Genomic DNA, 15,196 nt, shown 5'->3' on the forward strand with positions numbered 1-15,196 from the left:
ACGATCATTCCTGACTGGAAATGGCGGGCAAACCCAGTCCGGTGCGGGCGATCGCGATCGCCTCCCGCACGATGTCCGGATCCGCGATGTGATGAATCAGCACCAGCACGAGCTGTGCATGGAATAAATGCCCTTGCGCGGCATCGAGATCGCGGCACGCGTCGGACAGCATCGAAAAGTAGGCATCCGGGTCAGGCAGCGCGGGAATACGCGCATACTCGTCCAGCCCGGACTGATTGCCGGTCGCGCCACCGTTCATCACCATGACTGCGCCTCCTCGAAGGTGGTCGAAGCGGACACCCCGAGTGTGTTCCCGAGACACCGGCGCAACGCATCCGAGTCGGCGCCCTCGAACACGCCGAGCACATGCTGGTCGGGCCGCAGCAACACCGCGTTGCCCGGCGTCAGGCCGTAACGCGACGCCACTTTCCCTTCGTGATCCCAAAGCACCACACCGTGTGGCGCGTGGGCATCGCGAGGCGGCCGCTCCGGTGCCACCGTCACCACGCGAAGCGGATGAATGAACGCGGCGGAATCGAGTGCCATCGCGGCAGCACGTGCCGGCATGTCGTAGATCAGCAGCGTGTAGCCGTTGCCGCCCAAATCGTCGAGCAGCCAGCCGCACGCGTCGCCGCGCATCACCGGCGCATCGAACGCGGGCGACCCGGGCTTCAGCGCACCGGCGAGCGCGGCGGCGTCGGAGAACTGCCCGACGCCCGTCAGCACGGACGGACGCGACAGACGCCCGGAATTGACCAGCGTGCGCCCGAACGGCGTCGTGCGCGCGAGCGCGAGCGCCGCGTCGCGCAATACGCTCACAGACGGACTGTCGGGCGAAATGAAGCGCGCGCTGCGGGTGGAATTGAGAATGTTCTCGTCGGCGGCAAAAACGCGTTCTTCGCCATACGAATCGATCAATGAAGCGGGGGCGCCGTGCCGAAGCATCGCGGCGATCCGCCATCCGAGATTGTCCACGTCCTGCAGGCCGCCATTGCCACCACGGCCGCCGAACGGGCTGACTTCATGCGCGCTGTCGCCCGCGAACACAATGCGCGAGTGGACGAATCGCTCCAGCCGCCGGCACCGGAACGTATAGATGCTCAACCAGTCGATCCGGAACGGCAGGTCGTCGCCGAACATGGCGCGCAACCGCTTCTCCACGCGCTCGGGTTGTCGTTCGAGTTCGGGGTCCGCGTCGGTGCCGAGCTGGAAATCGACGCGCCACAGATTGTCGGGCTGCTTGTGCAACAGCACCGAGCGATTGGGATGAAACGGCGGATCGAACCAGAAGCGCCGCTCCGCCGGGAACGTCGAATCGATCATCTCGATGTCGACGATCAGGAAGCGATCGGGAAACGCCGCCCCGACGAACGGCAGGTCGAGCGCCCGCCTCACGGTCGAGCGCGCGCCGTCGCATGCCACCAGCCAGTCACATTCGAGGCGATACGCGCCATCCGGCGTGTCGACATCGACGGTTGCTCCGTCGGCATGCTGATCCACGCCGGTCACGCGGTTTCGGCTGCGCAACTCGACGAGGCCGGTGGCCGAGCACGCCTGCGCCAGCCATTCCTCGACATAGGACTGCTGGAGATTGATGAACGCGGGCCATGCGTGTCCCGGCTCCGGCTGGAAATCGAACGCGAACGCCTCGCAGTCCTGATGGAACAGGCGGCCAACCTTCCAGCTCACGCCCTTTTGCCGGAGTCGCGGACCGAGCCCCAGACGCGCGAGAATCTCCAGGCTGCGCTTCGCGAACACGATCGCGCGCGATCCCTCGATGGGTGCGTCCCGCGCCTCCAGCACCACGCTCGGCACCTGTCGACGCGCCAGATCCAGCGCAAGCGCGAGCCCGATCAGGCCTGCGCCGACGATGACGACCGGAACGCGTCGCCGGTCGTCGACATCCAGATCGACGGCACGTGTGTACGAATATCGAGGGGGGACATGCATCCGCAGGCACTCCGCGTAAATGCCGCTTTGAAAGCGATCGGGTCGACTCGTCTTGCTTCAGTTTCGCTGCAACGCAGCACGATATTAGCTCGCATGCGTTTCACTTGCAAACACAATCTCATTAATCATATTGTTACTAAAAAGTGAAGAAATAAGCCGATATCTTCGAATTTAAGCGACATAAATTCAAAAAAATGACCTCGTTCAGCGAATTTCCCGGATGCGCTAGCCGATCAGATTGATTCGTCGCCAAAAAAACATCGCAAGAGATGTAGTTGTGTGCGACGATATTCACCGCTTATCGAATCGAAGGTTTCGATCCTGCTGCAGGCGCACGCATGATCCGCCCTCGCAACGTTATCGATCACCAGGAGCTCACCTTGACGACACCTGCTGCATGGCCCGCGAACCAGGAACGCCTGTCGCGCAACCTGGTCCTGCTGCTGGCGATCGGTACGGGCGTCGGTGTGTCGAATGTCTACTACATCCAGCCGATCCTCGGCCTGGTGCAGCAGAACTTCGACGTTCCACCCACGCTCATCGGCTGGGCGCCCACGATGGCGCAGATCGGCTATGCGACCGGAATGCTGTTGCTCGCACCGCTCGGCGACATGCTGAACCGCCGCTCGCTGATTGTCGGCAAGGGCACGTTGCTCGTCCTGGCGCTCCTGGCTGCGCTGTTTGCGCCCAACTTCGCGACGCTGCTCGTCACGAACGCCCTCATCGGGCTCCTCAGCAGCGTCGGACAGGACTTCATCCCGGTCGCCGCGCAGCTCGCGTCCGATACCAACCGGGGCCGCGTCGTCGGCAGCGTAACGACCGGATTGCTCACCGGCATACTGCTGTCGCGAACGCTCGGCGGGCTCGTCGCGGAACACTATGGCTGGCGCGCGATCTACGCGGTGGCCGCAGGCCTCCAGGCCCTGATCGTCCTGGCGGTCTGGCGGCTGCTTCCCGCGTTGCCCGCCAACACCAGCGGGCGTTATGCCGACCTGATGGCGAGCCTCGTGAAGCTCTGGCTGAAGCACGCGCCATTGCGCCGATCGGTGTTCACGCAGGGGCTGCTCGCGATGTCGCTCGGCGCCTTCTGGTCGACGCTCGCGCTCGTCCTGGCCGCACCTCCGTTTTTCCAGGGGCCCGGCGTGGCAGGCGCATACGGCGTGGCAGGCGCCGCCGGCGCACTGGCGGCACCGCTGTTCGGCCGGCTCATCGATCGCGCGGGTCCGGTTCCGGCGATTCGCGTGGGTTGCCTGCTCGTCATCGTCGCCTTCGGCGGCATGTGGATCTTCTCGAATTCGATGGTTTCCCTTGCGATCGGTGCGGTCCTGTTCGATCTTGGCGTGATGGCAGGGATCGTGTCGCATCAAACCATCGTCAATACGCTTGATCCGGTGGCCCGCAGCCGCCTCAACGGCATCCTGATCACCGGCGCGATGTTCGGCGTGGCAATCGGCGCGGAAGTCGGCAACCTCGCATGGCTTCACGCGGGCTGGGCCGGCATCTGCACGGTAGGCCTGGTCGCCGGCTGCAGCGCGATGGCGCTGACACGTCGCACCATGTCGGTTGTCGCACCGAATTAAAGAAATCGCTGTCCACCCCACCATTGCCGCCCGACCGGGAGCCTCCTCCATGAAATGGAATTGCATCCTCGCCAGCCGCATGCTCGGCGTTGCCGCACTCGTTGCCGTCTACCATGCGGCCGCCGCGCAAGGCGCGCCGGACACATTCGATTCGCGTCGGGCGGCGAGTCTATCGAATGCGTCCGACGTGATCGCCGTTGAACGCGCTCTCGCACAGTACGTGTCGATTCTGGACGCCGGCGTGCCCGGCGAATCGCAGGCCAGCCGCGTTGCGCGATTCACCCGTCTTTTCGACGCGGACGGTATCTGGACCGAGCACGTATGGAATGGCGGCAAGCCGGATTACAACAATCCGGTCTGTGTCGTTCGCGGCCGCACCCAACTGACGCGCTTCGCGACCCTGCTGTTCGGCACGAACCCGTCCGGCAGTGGCGGCACGGTGCGGCACAACCTCGTGTCTCCGTTGATCGACATCAACGGCGATCGCGCCCAGGCGGCCGTCAACCTGATCCAGACACGCGACGCGTTTCCGACCGAGGGGCGCGCCGACGTTATCGCCACCGGGCGTTACTACCTTTCGTTTCGGCGCCAGGAATCCGGCTGGGCGATCGTCAAACTCGATCTCATGGCCGATCACCAGCTCAATCCACCGTGTACGCCGTCCGGTCCGCTTTGATCGAGCGCCTGCCGGTGCGTGAATACGGGCGGGCTGCCGTGGCACACCCTCCCCTCGATTCCGCACGCATTCCATCCATTTTGCGGCTGCCCTCCCGCCTGGCTCGCCGCCAAAGAAGGGGCGAACGCGCCCCTCCCGAACGATCAGGTCGCGCGAACACGCGCGGCCGATCGGCCGCCCAGCGTCACCCATCAGCCCGCTGTCAGCCATTTCCGATATTGGTAATTAATACGCATCTCTAATTAACCAAATCTCACCACTTTCCGAAATATTCCGCGCGATCAGCTATCGCTCAGGAATCGTCCCAGCCGGGTATAGACCGTCGGCCGCGCGTGCCGCAGCCACCCCGCGAACATCGCACCGATGACGGCAATCGCCGGCGTCGTCCAGGGCAGAATCGACACGATCAGTGACGACGTGCCGGCCATCAACGAGACGTTGCCGATCATCGCGTACAGGAAGTAGCCGAATCCCGCGAAGCTGATGGCCGGGAAAACGGCCCATCGAACGAACCGCGTGTTGCGCTCGCGACGGGCAGCGAAGAACCGGATGACTGAAAGCGCGGTCAGCGCCTGCACGCACACGATGCCGATCGCGGACGGGATGCTGAGATACGGTGCGATCACCATGACCGGGTCGACGCGATAGACGGCAAACAGAACGATCAGCGTGACCATGATCACCGACTGCATGTTCGCCGCGCGGATCGGGAGCCCCTTCTTCTCGCTCACCTGCGCGAGCCACTCGAACGCAATGCCGTCGCGGCCGAGCGAATACCAGTAACGCACGGTCGCGTTGTTGAAGCTGATGATCGCAGCAAGCATGCTGGTGATCAGCAGCGCATTGGTGACCACCACCATCTGCTTGCCAAGCACCCGCTCCGTCACGGCGAACCACAGATCCGCGGGAGACTTCACCGCAAGGGCGACGACCTCGGCATAGCCAAACGCATTGGACATCTGCACCGTCGACACCACGTAGATCGCCATGATGACCGCGACGCTGACGTACGTGGCGATCGGAATCGACCGGCTCGGGTTCCGGACGTCGTTCGCGTAGATCACCGTCGTCTCGAAGCCCATGTAGGCGACGACGACGAACACGAGCGAGGTGCCGAACTTCGCGGTAAAAACGTTCGCGGGATGCAGCGGCGCGAGGCTGAAGTGCTCCACGCCTCCGCCGGTGGCTGCCACCTTGATGTTGAAGGCGACGATCAACCCGATTTCGACGATCATCAGCAGGAACAGCACCGCGCCGTTGAACTGCACGTTGTTGATCGCGAACACGTGCACGACGACCGCCGCGCCGAGCGTGCTGAGCCACCATGGCACGGCCACGCCGGTGAGCGTGCTGATGAAGTAGCTGATATAGAAGCCGAGCAGCGCATAGCATGCGAGCGTGATCACGAAATACGACGCGACGGCCATGAACGCCGCGCCCACGCCCGCCGGCCGGCCGAGGCCTTGCCCGACATAGGTATACAGCGCGCCTGCATTGCTTACATGGCGGCTCATCGCCGTGAAGCCGACCGCAAAGAACAGGTAGATCAGCCCCACGCAAAGATAGGAGCCGGCGATCCCGATTCCGTTGCCGTACGCGACGCCATACGGCACGCATCCGATGAGGCTGGTGAGCGGCCCGTTGGTGGCCAGTACGAAAAATACGATGGCAATCCAGTTCAAAGGCCGCGTGGATGCGGATGCAGGTGTTGCCGCTGACGTCTCCATGTCTGTTCCTTGTAGATGATTGGGGGGAAATGCATTACGAGCCCGCGCGCCCTGCGAACAGCGCTCGCCGGCGCTCGGCATCGGGGTCCTGTTCGATGCGGCAGGTTCGGTCGAAAATCCGTGTCGAACGCGCCTCCGGCGTGTAACGCGGCCACACCGGGGCGCCGCGCGCCGACGGATCGCCGTATCGCGCGAAACCGGCCCATGCTCGTCGCATGCGCGCCGCCAGTTCGAACCGGTCGCCACGCGCGTCGTCCGGATACCGCCCGCTCGGGAAATCGGTGCTGTCCCAGGCCGGCAGCGGGTAATCGAGCGTGCCGAATACGAAAGGGATTTCAGCGCCATGAATCGAGTAGCTGCCGCCGCAGCACGGGAATTCCCAGTCGAACCGATACATGAACGTGTTCGCCTGGTGGCTGTTGCGCTCCGCCAGCGCCACCGCGGGCATCCAGAACACGACGTCGGTCAGGTCCCGGCCGATCGTGCGGGGCTCGAGCGCATGGGTACGCGATGCGACGTCCACGGCTGCCCTCGCATCGTCCGCGCCGATGCTGAATGGCCTGACACCGTTCTCGAGCGCATCGCGACGGTCGGCCGATTCGAGCGGGCCGTGCGCGAGCAGCCGTGGTTCCAGAAAGTACGCCGCCTCGTGCCGCGTCGTACCGATCATCATCGGTATCGACCGGCCCGGACTTCTCGACGCATCGATGACGACGCCATCGTCGACCGGCCAGAACGCGGTATAGCCGTAGCGATCGAACAGGCGCCGCGCAGCGGCGAGGAGCCGCTCGTCCGGAATCCCGTCGAGCGATCGCGCGTCGGCGCCGAGCATCGAAAGGAACGCATCGGCCCTGACGTGCGCATCCTCTCGCGACAGCGTCGTGAGAAACGCCCCGCTCTGAATGATGGCCTTGTGATACAGGCCGTCGGCCGACGGCATCATCGTCAGCGCGCAGATCTTCCCGCCGCCGCCCGATTCGCCGAACAGCGTGACGTTGGCCGCATCGCCGCCGAACGCGTCGATGTTTGCCGCGATCCACTCGAGAGCCAGCACGATATCCTGCTGGCCCACATTCGCCGCATGCGAATAACGGGCGTCCCGATCGCGCAAGTACAGGTAGCCGAACGCATTGAGGCGATGGTTGATCGACACGACCACCACCTGCTGTTCCTCGGCGAGCATACGCCCGTCGTACAGCGACAGGTTTGCGGAGCCCGACAGATAAGCGCCGCCATGCAGCCACACCATCACGGGCAAACGATCGCCACGCGCTGCCGCAGCCGGCATCCAGACATTGAGGTTCAGGCAGTTCGCCGAATGGCCGCCATCGAACTGCCATGCCGGCAAGTCGTCATTGAATTGCGGGCACGCATCGCCATAAGTTCGGCAATCGCGGATTCCGTCCCATGCGGGTGCGGGCACGGGCGGCTGGAATCGCCGATCGCCGTCCGTCGGCATTCCGTATGGAATGCCAACGAACCGGACGCTGTCGTGCATGCGCATGCCGCGGACCTGCCCTCGCGAGAGCGTCAATACGCCATCGCCGCGTTCGGTGCATGCATCCATCACGGGGAAACTCGTGTACTCGTTCATCGTTCTATCCATGCCGGGGAGATGAGGTTCGGGCTCGTGCAGAGACCATGTACCGTCCAGCCGGTACAGTAGCCAAATCAAAAAAAATGGCAAAGAGAATTTGTATAATGCACCGTCCAGCCGGTACGGCTTCTTTCGGACCATTCTCCCTGCAATTCTTCATGAAAGAGAACATGGATTACGAAATCAGCGAGACAAAGAGAAAAATATTCGAGGCTTCGCGAAAAATCCTGCAAGACAAGGGCATCCTGGGATTAACCCTTGCCGAGGCGGCATCGGTCGCCGGCATCAGTAAAGGAGGACTGCTCTATCACTTCTCGAGCAAGTCCGAGCTTCTGGCGGGGCTGCTGCACTTCGAAGCCATCACCTTCGAGCGGGCGGTCACCGAAGCCGCACAGGTCGACGGCCAGCCGGGCGCCTGGACGCGCGCGTACATCATCGCGAGCTCCGCACAGGCGCTGCAAGGGAGAAGCCTGTCGGCCGTGATCGGAAGCCTGCTTCTGGAGCCGGGCCTGCTGCCTGTCTATGCGACGCACGTGGCCCGCTGGGCGGAATTGCTGGGCCGCGACCAGTTGCCCGAGCGCACCGCCCATATCATCCGCTTTGCCGTGGAAGGTCTGTGGTTCGACGAGGTGTGCGGACTGCGTCCGCTGGACCCGGCGCAGCGCGAGGCATTCGTCGACTCGCTTCTTGCCATGACGCGCCCGCTCGCCCCGAGCCAATAGGCGGGCTCCCGCGAGCGTTCTCTGGAAGGACTTTTGGCGCCCTCGAGGGCGCCATTCGTTGGTTTGCGATTCCACGCAACACGGAGTCCGCATGGAACGTCTCGCGACGAACCGATCTGTTGCGAATCCGGCAACGGGCGCTGGAGCCAATCCGAGAGCGCTACACCGATTCTGGACCGACGCTGGCCTGCGCTGACCTGCACGAAGCGTCCGGTCATTCCCGCGCGAACCACGACCCACGGAAAAATTCCCCGCCACCCGCAGCGGGGAATCCACCTCACGTCACAACTGCTGATTCTGTTTCGTCGCATTTTTCATGCGCATGATGCGTTGCGGCGTTCGTTCCGACATGAACCGCAACACGTCGTCGAGCCGGACATAGCCCGTCCCCGCACGATCGATGTCCGAGAAATGGTCGCTGACCAACCCCCATCCAGCCGCCTTGGCCTGTTGCTTCGACAACAGCCCGTCAGGATTGCCGCCGGTAGCGGCGGTAAAACGCTGGGCAACCTGGTTTTCCACGTCTCGCGTAACGGTGCCTTCCGATTGCTTGGGCGGTTGAACCCAGCCCTCCGGTGGCGGCGGCGGCTTCGGCAAGTCGTCGTAGGCGAGCGCCGCGCCGATGCCTGACATCGAGATGACGGTGGCGGCCACGGTGAAACCAAAATAGGTCACGATTTTCATAGCTGTCCTCGGCTTACAGTAAGGAACCGTCCGCGATACGCGCTGGCGACTTGTAATAGCTGTCGATCGTCTCCTTCAATGGCGCGCGCGATGCCTCCGTGTTGTAGATCATGTGACCGCCTTCGAACCATTTGACTGGAATGCGATCGCTCAGGTTCACCCCCTCGAGATCCAGTTCGGTCTGGAAACCCGGCGTCGCGATATCTTCATAACCGTGAAGAATCAGCAGCTTGGCATCGGGGTTCGCGGTCAGAACGGCTTGAATGTCGGTAATGCTCTGCGGGTAATAGGATTTGCTTCCCGTCCTCTTCCATTTCCAGTTTCCGATCGTCGCGTTATTCAGTGGCTGGTAGCTCGACTGGGTCTTGTAGTTGACGAAATCGGGGAAATACGTCTTGAGCTGGTTCAGGAATGCCACGTCGATGTAGCTGTCCGCCGCGAAGCTGTTCCCGTTCGGCACCTTCATGCGCGCATCGTAGCGCCCGAGGTTGTACCCGGGCACCAGCGCGCTTCGAAACGGCCCCGGCGTGTAGTTGAACGCACTCTTCCAGGTCGACGCGGGAATACCGGTGTAGTCGGCCATCCGGTTCAGGAGAGCCTGTCCGGCAGCGCTTGCCGCATACGCATTCCATTGGCCGTTCGGCCGGCCGTTGGTGAAATAGGTACCGTAGGTCGTCTGGAATGCAGCCCTCGCCAGCGTGCGCAACTCACCGAGATACTGTTCCTGTGTTTGCGTGCCACGCTTGACGGATTTCTTGAAGTAGTCTGCCGTCATTGCGTAGGACGGGATGTAACCCTCGCATGTCACCCGCCCGCCCATCATGTCGCAATTGGAGTTGTAGTCGACGAGCGGCGAATTGAGGATGAACCCTTCCAGCACCCTGGCCGGCTTGCCGGACGGATCGGGCGCGTAACCGCTGGTTCCCGCCTGCTCCAGCAGATTGGCGACGATCGGTGTGCGGATGCCGCCGTAGGATTCGCCGTACAGGTACTTCGGAGAGCTCTGCCGGTTGTACTTGTTCGTATAGCTCGTGATGAAGTCGGCCACCACCTGGGCATCGTCGTCGGTTCCCCACAGGTCGCCGTTCTTGAGCGGCTCGATGGCCGTGGAGAGACCTGTCCCGGGCGGATCGACGAAAACGATGTCCGACTGGTCGAGCAGCGAAATCGCATTGTCCTCAAACGGGAAGCTATCGGGTTGCTTCGTGGGATCGGCCATGTTCGGTGCATCGGACTTGAGCCGCTTCGGGCCCCACGATCCCATGTGCAGCCAGATCGATGCCGACCCGGGGCCGCCATTCCACAAGAACGTGACCGGGCGATTCTCCTTGGGCAGCGCGTCACGCGTGTACGCCGTATAGAAGATCGCGGCCTCGGCCTTCTTGCCTGCCGCGTTTTGTCGATACGCAACCAGGTGCCCGGCGCGCGCGACATACGGCAGCACCTTGCCGTTGATGGTGATCGTGTGCCGCTTGACCGACGAATCCTCGTTGATCCGGGATATCGCGATCGAGCCGTTGATCGTCGTGTCGTAGGTGTTGCCGTCATTCAGCACCTTGTCGGCCGGCGCGACTCGTGCAAACACGTCCAGTTCAGACTCTTCTGCCGCCGTGACCGGTGCGGACGGCGCGCTGACCGTCGTGTTCGCCGCACTCACTGCGGCGGACGTCGGGTCGTCACCCCCGCATGCGGCCAGCACTGCAGCCGCGAGCGCGGTGGCCACGGCCCAGATTGGAATTTTTCTCGTCATTGATCAATCTCCTGAACAGTTAAATTCATTAGATATGCTTAGATAAACACAAGGACTTCGATCAACCCCGCAACCTTTTCGTCCCATCCCTCGTCATGCCCGACAGCGTCGGCTATCCATGCATCCAGACGCCGACTGTCGGTTCGCGGCCTGCCCCTTCTGCTACTTCACCATCATGACTGCCGCTACGCGTGCCTTCGGAACAACCGGCATGGCAAGCACGGTGTGCGACAGATCGAGCGTCACCAGTGACGTGCCCTGGTAGCCCTCGAGCTTCAACTTGACCTTGCTGCCCGGCAGCACCGTGAAATCGCGCGGCATCATCTCCAGCGAGAAATCGTAGTCCGTGTTCGGCGCGATCGTTTGTGCGACGTCCAGCCCCTTGTAGAAGCGCGGATTGGCCCATCCGTACGTCACGTCGTGTCCGTCCACCGACAAGGTGGCCTTGATGTTGGTGACGGCGGGCGCGAACCGGCCACGCATCGCGACCCGGATCGCGCCGGCGTAGCGGGTCGCGTTCGCGAGTGATTTCGTCTCGTAGGTCACGGCCGTTGCGTTGCTCAAATCGACCGCGGCAGCCTGCGTGCCCTCCGCCGTGTTCGGCGTCAGCAATCCTCCGGTCCGTCCGTCGCCGCGCAGATAGTAGGACGTGTCGACCGTCTTCGGCCATGCATCCTCCTTGACGAACAGCTCGCCCGCCGGAATGCAGTCGCGCGGATTGTGGCCCGAATGGCAGTGGCCGATCAGCGTGTCGCCCGTGTCATTCGGATCGGGGGGAAGCGTCGCGCCGACCGGGATGTCGCCCGCCGGCGTCTCGCGCACGTACGTCGGCTGCGTCTCGACGCCATTGTTGACGCCGAACAGATAGCGCGAATACCACATCACGATCTGCTTCTGCCATTCCTTTTGCCAGGCGGGATCGTCGTGATTTCGACTATGCAGCCAGAGCTGCACCGGCTTCTTCGCGCGATACAACGCGTCGTACAGTTGCGTCGCGTTCTTCGTCTTGACGTTGTTGTCGGCCTGCCCCTGTGCGATCAGCGTAGCGGCCTGAATCCGGTCGACCAGCGACACCGTGTTGCGCGCCTTCCAGAAATCGTTGTATGCATAGCTCGCGTTGTCGGAGGCCGTGACCGCTGCAACGCGCGCGGGCTCGCAGATCGCCGAGCGAACCGACGCCTGCTGGGATTTCATGTAGCTGCCAAGCGATACCGTGTTGTCGATATCCGCGATCACGCCGTTGTAGCGGAAATAGTCGTACCCGCTACTGATGCCCTCCACCGGCACGATCGCCTCGAGCCCCGGCACACCCGTCGCCGCGACCATCGTGGGCAGCGTGCCGCCATAGGAAATCCCCTCCATCGCGACGTGCCCGGTCGACCAGGATGCCGCAACCTGTTTGCCCTGAAGATCGAAACCCGGTGCGACAGGGTCGCCCGTCAACCAACGCACGACGCTCGCCATTGCGTCGCGTTCGGTACGGTCCATCACCGACCAGCAGCCATCCGACTGGTTGGTGCCGATCGAATCGGCGTAGACGATCGTGTAACCCATCCGCAAATACTCCGCCTCGCCAAGAAACGGTGCGCGCGCCTGCGTCGCGTAAGTCGGATCCGCGTAGTACACCGACGGCCGCACGATGACCGGCGTCTTGAGCCCCTCCGCCACTTCGGCGGGCTGCACGATGCGCAGCGCGATCCGGTCGGGCTTGCCGTCCCCGTCAGTGTCGAACGGTGTCTGCACCATCACGTTCAGCTTCAGCGGCGGCCGCATCGACAGCCAGGGCAAGATCATGCCGTTCTCGACCGTCGGGCCGTCGTGTCCCGGATACAGCGTGGCCAGCTTCGGATAGGACAACCCGGTCGGCGAGCGCTCGTATTGCGTGCCGACTTCGGGCACCGGCGTGGGTGGCGTAAAGGGCGCCGGCGCGGGGGCCGTCGTCTCGGTGCCGGGCTGAGCCGATTGGCCCGGCGCGTTCCCGTCGTTCGATGCGCGCGGCGAAGCTGAATCATCCCCGCCGCATCCGGCCAGCTGGATTGCTATCGGCACGAGCAAACTCAGCAGCCGGGCGTTGCGCCTGAAAAAAGGACGATCCCCCACCCATTGTGTTTTTTTCATGTTCTCCGACATCCTGTTTATTGAGGAACGCTAAACTAATGAGTCGAATTCTTTGTAACACTGTGAAATATTTCAGACCGTATGAAATGACATCCATATTACGAATGTCAAGGAAATTCTTAAAAGAGTGACAACTGCCACGCCGGAATGCCAACGTGCGGACGATGTCGATGGCAAACGCGTTGCATGTCGGCCCGGCCGATGATGTCGACATGTCGTGCACCCGCGCGGGTGAGCCATTCCGCTTTCACGAGCTGTATCCGACATGGAAAAACACGGTGACTATCGGGTCGCAGTGGAGGACCGTGTTCGACGAGATCCGCTACAGTGGCGGGTTTCCGGAACCGGAAGAGGTGATCGTCGGCGCTTGTCGCGGAGTCCCGTGGCAACCGCGACCGATGCGTTTCGCCGCAGCAGTTGCGTTCGTCACCGCACGCAATGCGGGAGCGGCAGTTTTGCCACTTGCCGTGGTTACACTTTTATTTCTCGATTCGATTTAATCCGTCGATTCGAGATCGAATCCGAAACGCTTCGGCCGGAATTTCATAAAGTCCCGCACATGCACGAAACGCCGTGATGGCTGCATGTGATATCCCTTTTATCGTCACATCAGCCGCACCGTGGATGACGGCTGATGTCACTTTTAACGCCGGATAATCAATCTTATTGATGCAGAAGATCCGCGACTTTCTATACATCCGGAAAACATCATCGCCGACTCATACCGGCACGCTGCGGCCAATCTCCACGCGTCAACACGGAACGCGCCCGCCAACCCCATTGCCCATCATCGTGCACCAGCGCTGCGTCTCTACCTGCGGCGGCGGATACGGCAACCCGGTCCGCGGATTGATCGAGTCGAGCGGATTCGGCCCCGGGGGATGGTTTGCCGCGTGCATCGCGGCGTTCTCCGCCATCTGTCTCGCGGTCGCCGCACGCTGCTGCGCGAGGTCCGCCTTCTGCGCGTCGTCCACTTTCCTGGTCATGGCCACCAGCCGCGCGAACTGCGGATCGCGGACATCCTGCAAGGGTGGAAAAGGCGGCGCGACCGGCATGAAAAGCAACGGACCGTTGTACTTCGGGACCGCCAGTTTCGACGGCTTGCCGAAATCCGCGGCCATGCTGATCTCCCACATGACGGCGTTCATTTCGAGCGCATGCTCGTAGTGTCGGTTCACGTCTGTCAGACCGAGTGGGCCGGACGGTGCAGGCAACGGTCGAAGGGATGGCGGCAGCGTTTGCCGGGCGGCCGGATAAACCGCGCGGACCCAACTGACCGCTGCGACCGAGTATTGATAAAGCATCGCGTCGTACTTTTCCAGCACTTGCGCCCGGCTATAGCTGCCGGGATTCTCGAAAGCGGGCTTGTACGCTGCCAGGCTCTGGATGTACTGCATGTTGGCGTTCCGCTGCTCCGCGACGAACTGCTGCTCGGGATCGGCCGGAACGGATGAAGTCATCGCGGCGCAACCTGTGAGCAGACAGACGGCGAATGCGACGCCCGTCACCGTTCGTGGTGCCGACCGGATCTGACGCAAGATATTGGCCATCTGGAACGCCTGGAGACGAGGTGGATTTTCATGAGCGGCACAGTGCCGACGGCTCACCCTATTCTGCCCCGCTCCACGCCGTTCCAAGTGGATTTGCGTCTCATCCTGGTGGATTTCAATCCCGGGATTTCATCCGGCGGCACCCGGCTCAAACATCCGTCCACATCCTCAACAGGTTGTGATACGCCCCGGTGAGCTGCAACAACGATTCCCCGTCGGCGTCCTGCTGCGTCAACCGCTGGATCGCGACGTCCATATCGAGTAACAAACTCCGCTGCGCATCCTCGCGCACGAGGCTCTCGACCCAGAAAAACGACGCGAGCCGCTCGCCGCGCGTCACGGCCTCGACCTTGTGCACGCTCGACCCCGGATACAGGATCATGCTGCCGGCCGCGAGCTTCGCACGGTGCTCGCCGTACGTGTCGCGCACGACGAGCTCGCCGCCGTCATAGCTCGCCGGATCGTTCAGGAACAGCGTCGCCGACAAATCCGTGCGCACGCGCTCGCGCGACGCGCGGATCCCGCGCACGGCGTTGTCGACGTGATAACCGAACGACTCGCCGCCCGCATAACGATTGAACAGCGGCGGATAAATCCGCTTGGGCAGCGCCGCCGACATGAACACCGCGTTCTGCGCGAGGCGGCGGATGATCTCGTCGCCGATCTCGCGCGCAAGCGGATCATCGCCGTCGAGCTGCCGGTTCTCCTTCACCCGCCGCGATTGCGCGCCGGCCGTCGCGCGGCCGTCGACCCATTGCGCGGCGCGCAGCCGCTCGACGAGCTGGGCGGCCTCGGCCGGGCTGAACACGCCCGGAATCTCGATCATCATCGTGTGTTTTCCT

13 protein-coding genes are annotated in these 15,196 nt (G+C 62.8%); 4 read left to right on the forward strand and 9 right to left on the reverse strand.

Features of this window, described 5'->3' with window-relative positions:
- Positions 1 to 4: 4 nt before the first annotated feature.
- Positions 5 to 265 carry a DUF2783 domain-containing protein gene (locus BBJ41_RS20840; RefSeq protein WP_236872115.1) on the reverse strand — a complete coding sequence of 87 codons (261 nt, stop codon included), beginning with the start codon at positions 263 to 265 and terminating at the stop codon, positions 5 to 7.
- A complete protein-coding gene (locus tag BBJ41_RS20845) occupies positions 259 to 1,950 on the reverse strand; it encodes an FAD-dependent monooxygenase (RefSeq protein ID WP_069748222.1) in 1,692 nt (563 codons plus the stop codon). The genes BBJ41_RS20840 and BBJ41_RS20845 overlap by 7 nt, the downstream gene beginning before the upstream one ends.
- A 380-nt stretch (positions 1,951 to 2,330) precedes the next feature.
- On the opposite strand from BBJ41_RS20845, the gene BBJ41_RS20850 reads away from it, so the two are divergent.
- Together BBJ41_RS20850 and BBJ41_RS20855 are read left to right on the forward strand one after the other, a co-directional pair.
- Entirely contained in the window at positions 2,331 to 3,530 is a 1,200-nt protein-coding gene (locus tag BBJ41_RS20850; protein ID WP_236872116.1) for an MFS transporter, read from the forward strand.
- Positions 3,531 to 3,609: 79 nt separating this feature from the next.
- Positions 3,610 to 4,206 carry a nuclear transport factor 2 family protein gene (locus tag BBJ41_RS20855; protein ID WP_236872117.1) on the forward strand — a complete coding sequence of 199 codons (597 nt, stop codon included), beginning with the start codon at positions 3,610 to 3,612 and terminating at the stop codon, positions 4,204 to 4,206.
- A 281-nt stretch (positions 4,207 to 4,487) separates the two neighbouring features.
- Here BBJ41_RS20855 and BBJ41_RS20860 read toward each other — a convergent pair whose 3' ends face one another.
- A complete protein-coding gene (locus tag BBJ41_RS20860) occupies positions 4,488 to 5,933 on the reverse strand; it encodes an APC family permease (protein WP_069748225.1) in 1,446 nt (481 codons plus the stop codon).
- Positions 5,934 to 5,967: 34 nt separating this feature from the next.
- Positions 5,968 to 7,527: a carboxylesterase/lipase family protein gene (locus tag BBJ41_RS20865; RefSeq protein ID WP_236872118.1), complete on the reverse strand. Its 1,560-nt coding sequence runs from the start codon at positions 7,525 to 7,527 to the stop codon at positions 5,968 to 5,970.
- A gap of 161 nt (positions 7,528 to 7,688) precedes the next feature.
- On the opposite strand from BBJ41_RS20865, the gene BBJ41_RS20870 reads away from it, so the two are divergent.
- A complete protein-coding gene (locus BBJ41_RS20870; RefSeq protein ID WP_069748227.1) occupies positions 7,689 to 8,252 on the forward strand; it encodes a TetR/AcrR family transcriptional regulator in 564 nt (187 codons plus the stop codon).
- A gap of 282 nt (positions 8,253 to 8,534) precedes the next feature.
- Here the strand turns inward: BBJ41_RS20870 and BBJ41_RS20875 are convergent, their stop codons facing one another.
- From BBJ41_RS20875 to BBJ41_RS20885, 3 genes are all read right to left on the reverse strand, one after another.
- Positions 8,535 to 8,936, reverse strand: a complete 402-nt coding sequence (locus BBJ41_RS20875) for a hypothetical protein (protein WP_069748228.1) — start codon at positions 8,934 to 8,936, stop codon at positions 8,535 to 8,537.
- A 13-nt stretch (positions 8,937 to 8,949) separates the two neighbouring features.
- On the reverse strand, positions 8,950 to 10,686 hold the full coding sequence (locus BBJ41_RS20880; protein ID WP_069748229.1) for a S10 family serine carboxypeptidase-like protein: 1,737 nt from the start codon (positions 10,684 to 10,686) through the stop codon (positions 8,950 to 8,952).
- Between the two features lie 162 nt (positions 10,687 to 10,848).
- Positions 10,849 to 12,804 (reverse strand): Xaa-Pro dipeptidyl-peptidase, encoded by a 1,956-nt coding sequence (locus tag BBJ41_RS20885; protein ID WP_083282053.1) that lies wholly within the window; start codon positions 12,802 to 12,804, stop codon positions 10,849 to 10,851.
- Positions 12,805 to 12,968: 164 nt separating this feature from the next.
- Between BBJ41_RS20885 and BBJ41_RS40520 the strand changes: the two genes are divergently transcribed.
- Positions 12,969 to 13,304: a hypothetical protein gene (locus BBJ41_RS40520; protein WP_223151213.1), complete on the forward strand. Its 336-nt coding sequence runs from the start codon at positions 12,969 to 12,971 to the stop codon at positions 13,302 to 13,304.
- A 252-nt stretch (positions 13,305 to 13,556) separates the two neighbouring features.
- On the opposite strand, the gene BBJ41_RS20890 is transcribed toward BBJ41_RS40520, so the two are convergent.
- Positions 13,557 to 14,354 (reverse strand): hypothetical protein, encoded by a 798-nt coding sequence (locus BBJ41_RS20890; RefSeq protein ID WP_069748231.1) that lies wholly within the window; start codon positions 14,352 to 14,354, stop codon positions 13,557 to 13,559.
- Positions 14,355 to 14,502: 148 nt separating this feature from the next.
- A complete protein-coding gene (locus BBJ41_RS20895; RefSeq protein ID WP_069748232.1) occupies positions 14,503 to 15,183 on the reverse strand; it encodes a Fe2+-dependent dioxygenase in 681 nt (226 codons plus the stop codon).
- Positions 15,184 to 15,196 lie beyond the last annotated feature (13 nt).

This window comes from Burkholderia stabilis, from assembly GCF_001742165.1.
Taxonomy (GTDB): domain Bacteria; phylum Pseudomonadota; class Gammaproteobacteria; order Burkholderiales; family Burkholderiaceae; genus Burkholderia; species Burkholderia stabilis.